Origin of the sequence: Massilia sp. METH4, from assembly GCF_037094685.1 — a bacterium.
Classification (GTDB): domain Bacteria; phylum Pseudomonadota; class Gammaproteobacteria; order Burkholderiales; family Burkholderiaceae_D; genus Rugamonas.
Map to the genome: position 1 here is coordinate 1,616,728 of NZ_CP146614.1, position 15,272 is coordinate 1,631,999.

11 protein-coding genes are annotated in these 15,272 nt (G+C 67.1%); 3 read left to right on the top strand and 8 right to left on the bottom strand.

The annotated features are described in order from the left end of the window. Positions 1–75: 75 nt before the first annotated feature. Positions 76–2,829 (bottom strand): TonB-dependent receptor, encoded by a 2,754-nt coding sequence (locus tag V6Z91_RS07170; protein ID WP_338768508.1) that lies wholly within the window; start codon positions 2,827–2,829, stop codon positions 76–78. A gap of 178 nt (positions 2,830–3,007) precedes the next feature. Next, a complete protein-coding gene (locus V6Z91_RS07175; protein WP_338768511.1) occupies positions 3,008–4,741 on the bottom strand; it encodes an ABC transporter substrate-binding protein in 1,734 nt (577 codons plus the stop codon). 166 nt (positions 4,742–4,907) lie between these two features. Here V6Z91_RS07175 and V6Z91_RS07180 point away from each other — a divergent pair, with 166 nt between their 5' ends. The 3 genes from V6Z91_RS07180 (at position 4,908) to V6Z91_RS07190 (ending at position 8,865) form a co-directional block, all read left to right on the top strand. Next, complete coding sequence (locus V6Z91_RS07180; protein ID WP_338768513.1) at positions 4,908–6,146, top strand: nucleoside recognition domain-containing protein; 1,239 nt, start codon at positions 4,908–4,910, stop codon at positions 6,144–6,146. A 9-nt stretch (positions 6,147–6,155) separates the two neighbouring features. After that, positions 6,156–7,796 (top strand): D-alanyl-D-alanine carboxypeptidase/D-alanyl-D-alanine-endopeptidase, encoded by a 1,641-nt coding sequence (gene dacB / locus V6Z91_RS07185; RefSeq protein WP_338768515.1) that lies wholly within the window; start codon positions 6,156–6,158, stop codon positions 7,794–7,796. A gap of 97 nt (positions 7,797–7,893) precedes the next feature. Next, positions 7,894–8,865 (top strand): hypothetical protein, encoded by a 972-nt coding sequence (locus V6Z91_RS07190; RefSeq protein ID WP_338768516.1) that lies wholly within the window; start codon positions 7,894–7,896, stop codon positions 8,863–8,865. On the opposite strand, the gene V6Z91_RS07195 is transcribed toward V6Z91_RS07190, so the two are convergent. From V6Z91_RS07195 to V6Z91_RS07220, 6 genes are all read right to left on the bottom strand, one after another. Next, positions 8,860–9,483 carry a M15 family metallopeptidase gene (locus V6Z91_RS07195; protein ID WP_338768518.1) on the bottom strand — a complete coding sequence of 208 codons (624 nt, stop codon included), beginning with the start codon at positions 9,481–9,483 and terminating at the stop codon, positions 8,860–8,862. The genes V6Z91_RS07190 and V6Z91_RS07195 overlap by 6 nt on opposite strands. Further along, positions 9,480–10,373: a LysR substrate-binding domain-containing protein gene (locus V6Z91_RS07200; protein ID WP_338768520.1), complete on the bottom strand. Its 894-nt coding sequence runs from the start codon at positions 10,371–10,373 to the stop codon at positions 9,480–9,482. The genes V6Z91_RS07195 and V6Z91_RS07200 overlap by 4 nt, the downstream gene beginning before the upstream one ends. A gap of 53 nt (positions 10,374–10,426) precedes the next feature. Further along, positions 10,427–11,278, bottom strand: a complete 852-nt coding sequence (locus V6Z91_RS07205) for an N-acetylmuramoyl-L-alanine amidase (RefSeq protein WP_338771759.1) — start codon at positions 11,276–11,278, stop codon at positions 10,427–10,429. 29 nt (positions 11,279–11,307) lie between these two features. Beyond that, entirely contained in the window at positions 11,308–12,201 is an 894-nt protein-coding gene (locus V6Z91_RS07210; protein ID WP_338768524.1) for a BadF/BadG/BcrA/BcrD ATPase family protein, read from the bottom strand. Further along, positions 12,202–13,842: a family 10 glycosylhydrolase gene (locus V6Z91_RS07215; protein ID WP_338768526.1), complete on the bottom strand. Its 1,641-nt coding sequence runs from the start codon at positions 13,840–13,842 to the stop codon at positions 12,202–12,204. A 141-nt stretch (positions 13,843–13,983) separates the two neighbouring features. After that, positions 13,984–15,246: an MFS transporter gene (locus V6Z91_RS07220; RefSeq protein ID WP_338768528.1), complete on the bottom strand. Its 1,263-nt coding sequence runs from the start codon at positions 15,244–15,246 to the stop codon at positions 13,984–13,986. Positions 15,247–15,272 lie beyond the last annotated feature (26 nt).

Sequence of the window (15,272 nt, forward strand, 5' to 3'; positions counted from 1 at the left end):
AAAACGGTGGCGGCCAGCGAGGCAGCGACCGAGGTTGCCAATAAGCGGCCGAAGCCGCGCCGGTCGATCACTCCGTCAGAAGAACTTGTACTTCAGGTTGAACGACAGCGCCCGGCCGCGCGGGTCGGCCACGCGCGGGTCCCAGCCGGCGCCCACCACCTCGTCGACGTTGTGCGCGGTGAACGGCGGGTCTTCGTCGAACAGGTTCTGGATGCCGACCGTGAGCGTGGTGTTCGGAAAGCCCGTATAGGTGGCCGACAGGTCGTACTTCGTGTAGTGGTGCACGCGCGGGTCGAAGCCGGCCGGGAAGCCGCTCTTGCCGCCGTTCGGCACCTGGTCGTTGTAGCCGGAGGCATAGCGTTGCAGCAGCAGCGCGCTCCAGTTGCCCTTCGAGACCGTCACGCTGGCGGTGTGCTTCCAGCGCAGGTACACGTCGCGCGTGCTGAACTGGCTGACCTGCTCTTTGTAGTCCTGCCCCTCGAACTCGGCGAACTTGAAGCTGTCCATGTAGGTGCCGTCCAGCACCGCTGCGTACTTGTAGCCATTGTAGCTGCCATCGTAGCGCAGCCCCACGTCCACGCCGCGCGTCTTCAGCCCCGTCGCGTTGATCCAGCCGGCTTCCACGTGGTCGATCACGCCGGTGGCCGGGTCGCGCACGATGTACTGCTGCAGGTACTGCCAGTTCTGCAGCACGATCTGCGGCGTGCGGTTGATGATGCGGTCCTTGATGTTGATCGCCCACCAGTCCAGCGACACCGAGAAGTTCCTGAACGGTTCGGCGACGATGCCCAGCGTGCCCTGCTTGGACGTTTCCGGCCGCAGGTTCGGGTTACCGCCCGTGTTGTAGTCCAGGCGCGGGATCGCGCAGAAGTCCGGATTGCCCGGGTTCCTCGCGCAGCCTTCCTGGTCGATCACGCCATTCGGCAATTCCTGCGACAGGCGGCCGGCGTACAGCTGGGTGAAGCTGGGCGCCAGGAAGCCCTTGCTGGCCGAGCCGCGCAGCAGCAGCCGCTCGGTGGGCTGGTAGCGGAACGCCACTTTCGGGTTCGTGGTGGCGCCCACCAGGCTGTAGTTGTCCTTGCGGATCGCCAGCTGCACTTCCAGGTCCTTCAGCACCGGCACCAGCGCCTCGGCATACACGGCGCGAACATAGCGCGTGGCCTGCTCCAGGTTCGCATTGCCGGGCGCCAGCAGGATCTTCGTCGCATCCACGTCCTGCCCGAACGAATAGGTTTCCTTGCGCAGGTCGAAGCCGGCCGCCATCGACACGGCGCCGGCCGGCAGGTTGAACACCTCGCCGGAAATCGCGCCGTCGAATTGCGTCATCGTCGTGCGGCCATGCTGGAAGGGGCCGTAATACTTGGTCGATTCGATCAGGTCCATCGCCTCCTGCGTCTGCGACTGGCCGGCGCCCACCCAGGGATTGATGATGCCGGTGCCGAGGGCGGCGTACAGCTTGTCCGTCCATGCATAGCCGTTCACCAGGTCCATCTGCGCCTTGCTGCCCGATTTCGACAGGCCCAGCTTGTAGTCGTACCTGCCGGCCAGCGTGCCTTCCAGCGCCACCAGCGCGCGGTAGTTATCGAGCACGATATCCTGCGTGCGGTTGCCCACCGCCGAGGCGCGCCACTTGTACAGGATCGGCCTGGTGCGGTCGTAGGTGGAAATATACGGCGACAGGTCCTGGTAATACGGACCGTTCACAGGGTATGCATTGCCGGCGGCCAGCGTGGTGGAAATCTGCAGCGGCGTCAGTTCCGCCGTGGTTTCCGTGCGCGAGCCGAGCAGTTCCACGAACATGCGGTGGTCGGCATTCAACTTGAAGGTGCCGCGCGACACGCCCGTGGTGCGCTCCACCGGGAACGTCATCACGTAGTCGCCGCCGTAGTCATACGCGCACGAATATCTCGTGCGCGTGATCGGCGTGACATTGGTCCACAGTTCGCTGGCGTACTGCGACATGCCGGGCACGGAATCGCAGTTGCCCTGCAGGCTCAACAGGCTGGCTTGCAGGTAGGTCGTGCTGTCGCCCGGCATGCGGAAACCGGTGCCCAGCGCCGAGCCGGCGCCCGTGAGGATATTGGCGTACGGCGTGCCGGTGGTATCGGGAGACAGGCCGCGCCACGGCTGGTAGCCATTGGCGAAGTCGCGCTGGCTCGAGGCAAGCTTGTCGTTCACGTCGCGCGTCACGCTGGCCATCACGTTCCAGCCGTCGGTGTCCAGGTTGCCCACGCCGCCCAGCAGCGAGTAGCGGCGCTCCATACCGCCGCCCGCTTCCGTGCCGTTCAGGGTGGTCGCAGCTTCCAGGCCCTGGTAATCCGTCTTGAGGATGAAATTGACCACGCCGCCGATCGCATCGGTGCCGTAGATCGCGGAGGCGCCATCCTTCAGGATTTCCACGCGCGCGATCGCCACCAGCGGGATCGAGTTCAGGTCCACGGCCTTGCCGCTGCCGCCGTTGTTGCCCATGCGGCGGCCATTGAGCAGCACCAGCGTGGCATTCGGACCGAGGCCGCGCAGCGAGGCAAACGACGCACCGCCGGACGTGCGGTCGGCATCGGCGCCGAACACGTTATTGCCGGACGTGGCGTTGTCCGCCCCCGTGCCGTTGGCCGACACGAGGCGCAGCAATTGCTCGGCATTCGTCACGCCGGCCTTCTGGATGGTGTCGAGCGTGATCGTCTGCACCGGCAGCGCGCCTTCCCTGGCCACGCGCTTGATGCTCGAACCGGTGATCTCCACGCGCTGCATGGGCTGCGCATCCTGCGCGACGGCCGGCCCCACGACACCCATCAGCGCAATCATGTGCGCCAGCTTCTTAACCTTCACGGCCTTCTCCCGATGTTCAAGTGGTGCTCGCCGGCCCTCGCTTCCGGTCCGCATGGATGGGTGGCGCCGTCATGGCGGCTGCCTATCCCGCGCCGGGTCAGGGTAGCGCGATGAAATTCGCGCCAGCCAATGAAAATTGCAAACCCGGCCATAACTTTATGGAATGCATAACAAGATGTCATTCCCGAGGGGCCATTTTAGCGGCCCCATCCCGGGCGGAAAGGTCGAGATCGAGATATCGCCAGTTCGTGAATTCGACCGGATGGCGCTTGTAGTTTTTTAGCCACGGTTGTCGGATGTCGGCCGAGATCGGATGCGTCAGCAGCACCCAGGGGTTGTAGGCATGCAGCAGGTCGGCCATCTCGTTGTACAGCTTCGTGCGCGCCGGGCTGTCGCTCATGGTCCGCGCCTGCTCGTAGCGCACGTTGTAGGCCGGCAGGTTGAAGCGGGCATAGTTGGCGCGGCCCACGTTGCCGCCATAGAGCAATTGATAGAAATTGTCGCCGTCGGGGAAGTCCGCGACCCAGTTCGTCTCGAACATCATCACCTTGCCCAGGCGGGAAGCCTTGATGATCTCCGTCTTCTTGTCCGTCTTGAACACCACGCGCAGGTGGATGGACTCGAAGGTCTTGCGCCACAGCTCATCGCGCAGGCGGCCCACCATCGTCGGTTCGCTGTGCATCGTGAGCAGCAGTGGCCGGCCATCGGGCAGCGTGCGGTAGCCATCCCTGCCCTGGCGGTAGCCATGGCGGTCCAGCAGCGCACGGGCCAGCGCCAGGTCATGCGCGACGGGGCTGCGATACGCCGGGTCGTATCCGAGCACGTTCGGCGGCAGCGGCGACTGCGCCTGGATCGCCAGCCCTTTCTTCAGCAGCGCCACGTCCTGCGCGCCGTCGTAGGCCAGCGCGATCGCGCGGCGCAGCGCCACCTTGGCCGGCGTGTAGCCGCCGATGACGGGGTCTTCCATGTTCATCCACATGTAGTACGTCTGCAGCACGGGGAACGGATCGAGCACCATGCCGCGCCGCGCCAGTTCCCGTTTCAGCCTTGGCTGCTGCGACGCCGGGTCGAGCACCAGGTCGCGCATCGATTCCGGCACCTGCTCGATGTAGTCGAATTCGCCGTTCAGGTAACCCAGCACGCGCGACTGGTATTCCTCCATGATCTTTACTTCCACGCGGTCGACCAGCGGCAGCTTCTTCCCCTCCCAGCGCTGGTGATAATCGGGATTGGCGAGCAGGGTGATCTTGTCGCTGCGCTTCCATTCGCCGATGCGGAACGGGCCGCTGCCCACCGGGTGGTTACCCATCTGCGCGCCGTACTGTTCCGCCACCTCGCGCGCCACCACGCCCGTCGCCGGCAGGGCCAGGTAGAACGGCAGGGCCGGATCGGGCGCGCGCAGGCGCAGTTGCAGCGTGTAGCGGCCGGTGGCCTTCAGGCCGGGGATATCGGCCGCATGGTTGAAGTTTTTTGCCAAAACGTCATCGCCCAGCAGCTTGCCCTCGAACAGGAACAGCCAGGGCGACTTCAACGCCGGGTCGTACAGCCGCTTGATCGTGTAGACATAATCGGCGGCCGTTACCTCGCGCGGCTTGCCGCCGAACGCGGGATCGGGCGTGAAGTGCATGCCGGGCTTCAGGCGGAACGTCCAGGTCGTGCCGGCCGCGTCCACCGACGGCATCTTCACCAGCGTGTTCGGGCGCAGCTTCACCGGGCGCGCCTGGTAGTCGTAGCGCAGCATCGGGTCGAACAGGTTTTCCAGCAGCGACAGGCTGGCCAGGTCGGAGGCGACGGCGGGGTCCAGCCCCGTTTCACCGGTGGACAGCAGGGCGCGCAGTACTTTCGGTTGCGCCGCCGCGGCGGTGCAGGCTGCAAGCAGCAGAATGGCGGCGATTTTGCGGACGCGTATCATGTGGCGCAGCATAAAGCAGGCGCTTGCCGTGCACCAGCTCATTTTCCCTGCCATAACTTTTTCGCATGGAGGACCGGCATTCTTTCATCGCGCACTCTATACTTTGCCTGCAGAATCGAGAATCACCTTCTTTTGTCCGCTTTGTCCGCCTCATTTCAGTCTGCCTATGTCTCTCAATTACATCTGGGCCGGTTTCTTCCTCGTCGGCTTCGCGGCCGCGCTGGCCCAGTGGATCTTCCTCGGCGATACGGAGATCTTCAAGAAGATCATCGACGGCACCTTCGACTCGGCGCGCAGCGCCGTGATGGATATCGCCCTCCCGCTGGCCGGCGTGATGACGCTGTGGCTCGGCATCATGAACATCGGCGAAAAGGCCGGCGCCATCGCCTGGTTCGCGAAAGTGATCTCCCCCTTCTTCTCGCGCATCTTCCCCGAAGTGCCGAAGGACCACCCGGCGACCGGCCACATGGTGATGAATTTCTCGGCCAACCTGCTGGGCCTGGACAACGCCGCCACGCCGTTCGGCCTGAAGGCGATGGAAAGCCTGCAATCGCTGAACCCGAACAAGGATACCGCCAGCAATGCGCAGATCATGTTCCTGGTGCTGCATACCTCCGGCCTCACCCTGATCCCGCTGGCGATCATGGCGCAGCGCGCGATCCTGGGTGCCAGGGACCCGTCGGACATCTTCATTCCCTGCCTGATCGCCACCTACGTGGCCACCGTGGCCGGCATCATCGCGGTGTCGATCCGCCAGAAGATCAACCTGTTCGACTCCGTGCTGCTGTCCTGGATCGGCGGCATCACGGCCGCCATCCTGGCGATGATCTGGTATTTCACGAACTTCCTCACGAAGACGGAGATCGAGACAGTATCGAAAGTCGTCAGCAACCTGATCCTGATGGGCGTGATCACCGTGTTCCTGGTGGGCGCGATGCGCAAGAAGGTCAACGTCTACGAAGCCTTCATCGAAGGCGCGAAGGGCGGCATCCAGACGTCGATCACCGTGATTCCCTACCTGGTCGGCATGCTGGTGGCGATCGGCGTGTTCCGTAACGCGGGTGTGTTCGGCTTCATCGTCAGCGGCTTCGAATGGCTGTTCTCGAGCCTCGGCATGAACACGGACTTCGTGCCGGCCTTGCCCACGGCGCTGATGAAGCCGCTGTCCGGCAGCGGCTCGAAGGCGATGATGATCGATGCGATGCAAACCTACGGCCCCGATTCCTTCGTGGGCCGCCTGGCCTGCATCTTCCAGGGCTCGGCCGACACCACGTTCTATATCGTGGCCCTGTATTTCGGCTCTGTGGGCATCCGCAAGACGCGCTATGCGATTTCCTGCGGCCTGATCGCCGACCTGGCCGGCGTGATCACCGCGATCTGCGTGGCCTATGTGTTCTTTGGTTAAGGAGTAGCGATGCGCTTGCGTCACCTGGCCCTGATTGGCCTGTTCATCGTTGGCGCCGCGCGCGCCGAATTGCCGGAGCCGGTGTCCCGCCTGGCCCATGCGGCCGGCATTCCCGAAGCGGCGATCGGCGCCGTCGTGTTGCGCGGCGACACCATCCTCGTCTCGAACGAAGCCGACCGGCCGATGGTGCCGGCATCGACGATGAAGGTGCTCACGGCCGTCGTTGCGCTGGAAGAACTGGGCCCGGCGTTTCGCGGCCGCACCGAATTGCGCAGCAAGGGCGAGATCGAGGGCGGCGTGCTGAAAGGCGACCTGCTGGTACGAGGCGGCGCCGACCTGGACTTCACCGAAGATGCGCTGGTGCACATGCTGGAACGCCTGCGCGCGCTGGGCGTGCGCAAGATCGCCGGCGACCTGGTGCTGGACCGCCAGCTGTTCCAGCCGGCCCGCATGGACATCGGCCGGCAGCAGTTCGACGACGCGCCGGAAGCGTATTACAACGTGGTGCCCGATGCGCTGCTGCTGAACATGAACCTGCTGACGGTGGACATGGACTCGACTGGCAAGGGCCGGGTGAAGGCGGCGGCGCTGCCGGAGCTGGATCGCGTGGCGGTGCGCTCCGAGCAGACGCTGGTCGATGCCGCCTGCGCAAGCTGGGAAGACGGCTGGAAGCCGCCGACCGTGGCGAAGCACGGCGAGCGCCTGACCGTCGTCCTGCACGGCACCTTCCCCCGCAACTGCCGCCAGACCTACCGCATCAACGTGCTCGATCGCGACGATTATGCCGACCGCCTGATCCGCGCCACGTGGAAGCGCCTGGGCGGCACGATTGCCGGCAGGACGCGCGCGGTGGACCTGGCCGAGCACACGTCGATGCTGGCCGCCGCCGCGACGGCACAGGGCGCGATCGGCACCAGCGATGTGGAAGCTCCCGAGGCGCTGCCGAACGGCATGGACGCCGACGGCACGCGCCTGCTCGCCCAGCACGTTTCCCGCTCGCTGCCCGAACTGGTGCGCGACATGATGAAGATTTCGGACAATGCCTGGGCCCGCACGCTGTTCCTGGCGCTGGGCAGCCTGCAAAAGGATGACACGCTGGGCAGCCGCCCGCTGCCGGCCGGACAAAGGCTGGCGATGCTGATGGTGGCGAACGGCGGCACTGGCGGCAGCACGACACCGGGCGGCGGTGGCGACGCGGCCATGCCCGCCACCACGCAAGCGCGCGCCGAAGCGGTGATGCGCGACTGGTTCAAGCGCCATGGCATCGACGACAGCGGCATGGTGGTGGAAAACGGCGCGGGCCTGTCGCGCATCGAACGCGTGCGGCCCGTGCAATTGGCGGCCGTGCTGGCGGCCGCCAGCGAATCCCCGTGGGCCCCGGAATTCCAGGCCAGCCTGCCGATCGTGGCCGTCGACGGCACGATGAAGCGGCGGCTGAAAGGCACCCAGGCCGCCGCGCGCGCCCGCATCAAGACGGGAACGCTGCGCAACGGCGTGGCGGTGGCCGGCTATGTGCCGGACGCGAACGGCGAGCCATGCATCGTGGTGGCCATCATCAATCACGACAATATCGACCACGCCGCCGGGCGCGGCATCGTCGATGCGCTGATCGAGTGGACGGCGAACAGCAGCGGCGGCAACGCGATGTGATGCGGGCCTGGCCCATCGCCGCGCAACCCGTGCCAATCTGGACGGTCGGTCCGGCCGCGTGTATCCTCGCGGCTCTCTCACGCCTCCAGCAAGGACCATGAACCACAGCAGCGCGGCCGGCGCCACGGCCTCTCCGACTTCGTCCTGGCAAGCCAGGCAATGGATCATCGTTGCCATCGCCTTCGCCGCGACGGCGGCGCTGGTCATGTGCTGGCGCTGGGGCGGCACCATCGAGGATTCGCTCGCCTATTTCAATACGGCCCGCTACCTGCGCGGCGAGATCGCTTTCGATGCCTTGCGCGCGCCCTTCCCGTACCGGCTGGCGATGCCGGCGCTGGCGGCGCTGCTGCCGGGCGACGTGCGCAACAATTTCGCCCTGCTGAACTGGCTGGCCATGTCGGCGGCGGCGCTGATGCTGGCCGTGGCCGCTGCCAGGGCCGGCCTTTCCAACGCCCGCGCCATCGGCGCCGGCCTGCTGCTGCTCGTCTCCGTGCCCACCTTCTGGTATGCGCCCTACCTGCTGACCGACCCCGGATCGATCTGCGCGCGCGCCGCCTTCGTGTTGGGCGTGGTCACGGGTGCGCCCTGGCTATCCCTGGCGGCCGGGCTGGCCGGCACCGCGGTGCGCGAGGAAAACATCCTGCTGCTGGCATGGCTGCTCGCCACGCGCCGCACCAGCGTACCCACCGGCATCCTGTTCCTGGCGCTGGCGGGCGCCTGGCTGGTGGCGGTACGCTGGTGGATCCTGCCCGGCCTGCCCTCGTACACCTGGGTGCCCAATATCGGCACCCTGCTGAACGCGTTGCAGGACAAGCGCGGCATGCTGTCGCTGGCGGCGGCATCGGTCATCGTGCTCCCGTTGGCGGCCGCCGGGTGGCGCCATTGCGCGCCCCGGCTGGCACCGCTGAAGGGGCTGGCCATCCTGATGGCGCTGCCGCCGCTGTACGCCACGCTGTCGGTGCGGGTCGAGGGCCGCATCGTGTGGGACCTGTATCCCTTCCTGCTGCCGATCGCGGTTTGCGCGTTTCCCCAGGCTGGCGCGGCCCGCCGGCACGGCGCTGCGCTATAGCACGCGGGTATAGACGGCGCGCACCCGTTCCCGGTCGCCGCAGTCGAAGTGCCACCACTCAGTCTTGATGCCCACGAAGCCGGCGCTGAACATGGCGTCGCGCAGCAATTGCCGGTTGGCGGCCTGCCCGGCGCTCAGCCGGCCGCAGGCCAGCATCTCCTCCTCCAGCGCCGGGTGCGACAGCTCCGTCATGTCGTCGAAGCCGGTGCCCATGTCCAGTTCGCGCCCAGCTTCGTCGACGATCGTCACGTCCACCGCCATGCCGAACGAGTGGATGGAACCGCGCGCCGGATCGGCCAGGTACATGCGCAGGTCGGTGCCGGCGAGCGCTTCCCATAGCTGTTCCTGCACGCGGTGCGGGCGCAGCGCATCGAGGATGACCAGCGTGCAGCCGGACCGCAGTTCCGCCAGCCGGGCGACGGCCCGCTCGATCGCTGCGGCGGCCTCGCGGTGCAGCCACGCGCAGTCGAGCGGCGAGTACAGGTCGCGGCCCACGAAATTGTCGCGGGTCGCATAGCGCAGGTCGACGCGGATGCCGGCGATCGACGCCAGGTGCCGGTAGTCCGGGTGGCCCGGCACCTGCTCGCTGGTGATCGTGGCGGCAACCGGGGCTGTCATGCCGTGCCCAGGCAGGTACGGGCCGCCTGCGCGATGCAGTCGGCCAGCTGGCGGGCACCGTGCGACAGCGGCGAATGCCCGGCCGTCAGCAGGTACAGCTGGATGCCGATCGCGGGGGTTAAAGGCCGCCGCTGGATGCGCGAGGACGACGCGGCGGTGAACGGGTCGACGACGGCCATGCCGCCCCCGGCCTGGACGAGCGAGCGGGCGATCTGGTACGTCTGCACCACGGTGCGAAACGTGGGGTGGATGCCCTGCGCCTCGCAGGCGGCCACCACCAGTTCGCCCAGCGGGTCGTTGTCGGCATAGCCGATCAACTCGCCCTGCAGGCCGCACGGCGACAGCGGCAGCGCCAGCTCGTCGTCGCGCCACGTGCCGGGTGGCGCGATGGCCGTCATCACGCCCTGCGCAATCGGTTCGGCGACGATGCCGGGGTGGCGCGGATCCTGCAGCGACAGCCCGAAATCCGCTTCGCCCAGCCGCAGCATGTTGACGATTTCGCTCGTGTGGTGCGTGGCCAGTTCGCAGCGGGTGGTGGGGAAATCGCGGCGCCACTCGCTCATCGCATCCGGCAGCACCGAGATCGCCAGCGTCGGCGTCGACACCATCCGGATCGTCTCCACGGCGCGGCCCTTCAGGCTCGCGGCCAGCCGGCGGATGCCTTGCAGGTCGCGGTTCAGCTTTTCCGTTTCGGCGAACAGCCGGTGCGCTTCCGGCTTGGGATACAGCTTGCCGCGCACGCGCTCGAACAGCGGCATGCCGAGCTGCAGCTCGCAGTGCTGCAGCACTTTCGTGACCGCCGGCTGCGAGATATGCAGCACCTGGGCGGCACCGCTGATGGTGCCGACCTGCATGATGGCGTGGAAGACTTCGATGTGGCGCAGGCGCATGGGCTCCCCTTTCACTGGTCAGGATAGGAGAAACGCCGCCACGGTGCAATGCCTCAGGGTTGGGTCGGCTTGGCGGCCGTGGCTGCCGGTGCCGGCGGTGCGGGCGGTTTCGGCGCGGTCAGCACTTCCAGGATCGCCGCGCTCTCCGCGTCGGGCCAGCCATCCCAGTTCGCTTGCCGGTACTTGGTCTGGAACGCCACCAGCACATTGTGCGTGGCTTCATCCAGCACGCCGGTGTTCGGCACCGCGTAGCCGTGCTGCGCCAGCTTTTGCTGGAACCATGCGATATCGGGCAACGCCGTCTCGAAGCGCGCCTTGTGCAGCGCCACCTGGTTTGCGTCCGGCCACAGGATCAGGCCCGCGTCCGCCAGTTGCTTCCACGGGAACAGCGGGCCGGGGTCCTGCTTGCGCTGCGGCGCGATATCGGAGTGGGCGAGGATGTTTTCCGGTGCCACGTTATGGCGTTTCACCAGGTCCTTCAGCAGCGGGATCAGCTGGTCGATCTGCGCCTGGGCGAAGGGCTGATAGACACGGCGGCCGTCCGGCGCGAGCGCGAAGCCGGGGTTGACGATCTCGATGCCGATCGAGCTGTTGTTCAGGTTCGTGAACGACTTCCAGCTCGACAGGCCAGCATGCCAGGCCGCGTTCTTTTCATCGACGAGGGCGTAGAACTTCGGCTGCGGCTCGTCCGTGAGCAGGTAATGGGCGCTGACATCCTTTTCCGTGAGCAGCATGATCGAGCGCTGCAGATCGGCCACCGTGTAGTGCAGCACGATGAAGCGCACGCGGCTCGCCTGGCCCTTGGCCGTCAGCGAATGGTCGACCTTGTAGGGCGGCGCGGGCGGGGTGGTGGCGCAGCCGGCCAGCGCGGCGGCGAACAGGGAGGCGAGCAGGATCTTCTTCATCGGTTGAGTCTCGGTGGCGTCGATGCGCATCAGTGCGGCCTTGCGGCCAGGCGCGCGGCCGCCGCATGCGGCCGCGCCGTTCTTTGTTCCATTGCCAGCGATGCCGGCAGTGCTTCCCGCATCGCCTGCGCGATGAGCGGATGCAGCTCGGCCGCGCGGCCCGACAGCACGACGGGCCGCGCGCCGAAGCGCGCGACCAGTGCCCGGGCCAGCCGGGCCAGCTCGATGCCGGCCTGGCGCAGGATCGCGCGCGCCTCCCCATCCCCGGCCGCGCTCCTGGCCACCGCCAGCGCCAGCTGCCCGATCTCGCCCCGTTCGCGCGTGTAGATGAACTGCCGCGAAAACGACCAGTCGCTGCCGCCCACGTGGTCGAACACCGCGTGAGCCAGCGGCGATGCCTGCCAGGCGCCCGGCTGCTCATCCTCGCGGCGCCAGATGCGGCGCATCGCTTCGCGCGCGATCCAGAAACCGCCGCCGGCATCGTCCAGCACCACGCCCCGGCCGCCGGCGCGGTGGAACGTGCCATCGGCATCGATGAACGCGGCAATGGAGCCGGTGCCGGCATAGACGAGGTAGCCGCCGCCCGGCGCGAACGCGTCCAGGTAGGCGATTTCGATATCGTTGCACAGGCTGATGTCGCGTGGCGCCACGCCGAGCAATTCGGCCAGCCAGCCCGTGAGCACGGTGCTGTCGCCGCCGAATCCCGTCAGCCCGGCCGTGATACGGCGCGGGCGGCCGTGCGCCAGCACGTTGGCGGCCAGCGCCTCGAACGTGGCGCGCAGCCGTGCGCGTCCGTCGGCGCTGGCCATCTGCAAGGCGGAAGAACCGGCCACGCGGCCTTCGGCGACGATGGCGCCGGTGGCGTCGGCGAGCGCCCAGCGCGTTTGCGTGCCGCCCGCGTCGATGCCCAGGCCGGTGTCCATCTAGACTTTCGCGCCGGCGCGGGCGCTCTCGAGGCCCACGCGGTCGACGGCCGTGACGACCACGGCGCGCGCCGGCACGCCGGCCAGGTCGCGCAGTACCACCTCGTTCTTGGCGGCCGGCGCCGTCGTGAAGCGCCACTCGTCGCCATAGCGCGCCCAGATCGCAAAGGTGGCGGCGCCCTTCGACGGTCCGATCGCCACCGCCAGCCCTCCTTCGCCACGCTTGACGGCCACCGTGGGCGCCTCGGGCGGCTTGTCGCCCAGCCATGGCGAGGCCGGCACCAGGGCGGCGCTCTGGTAGCTCATCGCCTTCAGCTTGTCGTACAGGCCGCCGCGGTTCTGCATCAGCGGCGCGATCGAGAAGTGCACGTGGCCCTGGGCCGCCGGGCGGCTGCGCGTCACGTCGATCTGCTGCACGATCTCGTCCGGCCCGAAGGGCTTCGCGGAACCGTCCGCCGTGCGGCTGGTGAACAGGCCCGGCCACACGTGCCGGCCGCGCGTGTTCTGCGCGAGCCAGTAGTCCAGCAGCACGGGATAGGCTTGCGGCGCCTGCGCGATGGGCCAGTACAGCTGCGGCGCGAGGTAGTCGAGCCAGCCCTTCTGCAGCCACGACTCGGCGTCGGCATACAGCTTGTCGTATTGCGAGAAGCCGGCGATGCCGCGCGGCCGGCGGTCCGGGCGGCCGATGCCGAACGGGCTGATGCCGAACTTGACCCACGCCTTTTCGCGGCGGATGCCCAGGTAGATCTGCTCGATCAGCTTGTCCACGTTCTGGCGCCGCCACCCGGCGCGGTCGAGCGTACCGCCGCCGCGCACGTAGCGCTGCCATGACGGTTCGTCCGGGAACGGCAGTTCCGGCTTTTGCCACGATGGCGTGTCGAGCGCCGAGGCTTCGCCGCCGGAGGCGGCCGGCGCCTCGATCGGATAGGGATAGAAGTAGTCGTCGATGTGCACGCCGTCGATATCGTAGCGGCGCACCACGTCCAGGATCACGTCCAGCGTGCGCTGCGACGCGGCCTCCTCGCCCGGGTCCATCCACAGCAGCTTGCCGTAGGTTTTCACGGCCTGCGGGTGCGTGTTGGCGATATGGTCCTTCGCCAGCGGCGTGCGGGCGGCCGCATGGCGGGCGCGGTAGGGATTGAACCAGGCATGCAGCTCCATGCCGCGGGCGTGCGCCTGGGCGATCCAGAATTGCAGCGGGTCCCACATGGGCGACGGTTCCTTGCCGGAACGGCCGGTCATGAACTCGGACCAGGGTTCCAGCCTGGATGGATAGATCGCGTCCGCACTGGGGCGCACCTGAAGCACGATGGCGTTCAGGTTCAGCGCCTTGGCGCGATCGAGGATGGCGATGGCCTCCGCCTGCTGCTTCGCCGGCGGCGCATTGCTGCGGCTGGGCCAGTCGATGTTGGCGACGGTGGATACCCAGGCGGCGCGGAATTCGCGCGGCGCAGCGGGGGGCGCCTCGCCCGTGTAGCGCACAGGTTCGGGATGCGGCACGGGGCCGGCGCCAGCGGGACCGGCGGGAGGCGCCTCGGGCCGCGTCGGGGATGTCGAGCATGCGCTCATGATGGCCGCCAGCACGCCGGCGCCGCCCGCGGCCAGCATCAGCCGCTTGTTACGATCGAAAGCCAAGACCACTCCTGTGAAATAAGCGGCAATATTGTAATACTGGTCGGCGGTATTCCTGCGCGCGCAATGCATGGGAAAACCTGTGTCGCACACCATTTTCCGGTTGAAGCGTCCGGAAAATGATGTCCGACACGGGTTCCTTTGCCGCCCTCAATTCCTTCCGAACTCCGGGTCGATCTTCACCAGCGCCGTCATGGCGAACGCGGGAATCGTGGCCAGGCACGCCCAGATGAAGAAGTGCCGGTAGCCCATGATCTCCTGCAGGTAACCGCTGGCCATCTGCGGCAGCATCATTCCCATCGCCATGAATCCCGTGCAGATCGCGTAGTGCGCCGTCTTGTGCTCGCCCTCGGCGACCATGATCATGTACATCAGGTAGGAAGCGAAGCCGAAGCCGTAGCCGAACTGCTCCACCGCCATCGCCACCGTGATCAGCGCGATATTGCCGGGCTGGGTGTACGCCAGGTAGACGAACACGAGCCCTGGCAGGTGCAGGATGAACGCCATCGGCCACAGGCAGCGCTTCAGGCCATAGCGGGCAATGGCCACGCCGCCCAGCAGCCCGCCGATGGTCAGCGCGATGACACCCACCGTGCCGTAGACAACGCCCACTCGCGTGTTGTCCAGCCCCAGCCCGCCCTCGGCCACCGGATCGAGCAGGAAAGGCACGGCCATCTTCAGCAGTTGCGATTCGCCGAGGCGGAACAGCAGCAGGAAGCCGAGGATCGTGAGGATGCCCTTCTTCTGGAAGAAGCTCGCGAAGGTGAGGAAGAACTCGGCGAACGGATTGCCGCGCAGGCGCGCCGGCGCATCGGCGGCCGGCCGCGGCAGCATGAAGAAGTGGTAGGCGCACAGCACCGCGAACACGACGCCCAGCAGGCCGAACACGACGGACCACGCCGTACGCGGGTCGCCCGTGTGCGTGATCAGGATGCCGGCCAGCGCCACCAGCGCGCCCTGCCCCGTGATATTGGCGAGCCGGTAGAACGTGCTGCGCACGCCCACGTAGGCGGCCTGCTGCTTTTGCTGCAGGGCCAGCATGTAGAAGCCGTCCGCCGCGATATCGTGGGTGGCCGAGGAAAACGCCATCAGCCACAGCACGGCAAGGCTCATCTGGAAGAACGCGGGCAGGTGCGTGGTGAACGCCACCAGCGCCAGCGCCACGCCGGTCAGGCCCTGCAAGGCCACGGTCCACTGGCGCTTGGTGCCGAACATCTCGACCACCGGCGCCCACAGCGGCTTGATCACCCACGGCAGGTATAGCCAGGATGTATAGAACGCGATCTCCGCGTTCGAGAAGCCGGTGTTCTTGTACATCACCAGCGACAGGTTCAAGACGGCGAAATAGGGAATGCCCTGGCCGAAGTAGAGGGTGGGCACCCACCACCAGGGATTGCGCTGCACTGCTTTCATTACATCCTTTGTTCCACGAACTCTAT

What these genes read in the sequence shown, in the direction of transcription:
- V6Z91_RS07200 (WP_338768520.1), bottom strand. Translation starts at nt 10,373, where the DNA reads ATGCGCCTGCGCCACATCGAAGTCTTCCACGCCATCATGCAGGTCGGC.
- V6Z91_RS07210 (WP_338768524.1), bottom strand. Translation starts at nt 12,201, where the DNA reads ATGGACACCGGCCTGGGCATCGACGCGGGCGGCACGCAAACGCGCTGG.
- V6Z91_RS07180 (WP_338768513.1), top strand. Translation starts at nt 4,908, where the DNA reads ATGTCTCTCAATTACATCTGGGCCGGTTTCTTCCTCGTCGGCTTCGCG.
- V6Z91_RS07205 (WP_338771759.1), bottom strand. Translation starts at nt 11,278, where the DNA reads ATGAAGAAGATCCTGCTCGCCTCCCTGTTCGCCGCCGCGCTGGCCGGC.
- V6Z91_RS07175 (WP_338768511.1), bottom strand. Translation starts at nt 4,741, where the DNA reads ATGATACGCGTCCGCAAAATCGCCGCCATTCTGCTGCTTGCAGCCTGC.
- V6Z91_RS07220 (WP_338768528.1), bottom strand. Translation starts at nt 15,246, where the DNA reads ATGAAAGCAGTGCAGCGCAATCCCTGGTGGTGGGTGCCCACCCTCTAC.
- dacB (WP_338768515.1), top strand. Translation starts at nt 6,156, where the DNA reads ATGCGCTTGCGTCACCTGGCCCTGATTGGCCTGTTCATCGTTGGCGCC.
- V6Z91_RS07195 (WP_338768518.1), bottom strand. Translation starts at nt 9,483, where the DNA reads ATGACAGCCCCGGTTGCCGCCACGATCACCAGCGAGCAGGTGCCGGGC.
- V6Z91_RS07190 (WP_338768516.1), top strand. Translation starts at nt 7,894, where the DNA reads ATGAACCACAGCAGCGCGGCCGGCGCCACGGCCTCTCCGACTTCGTCC.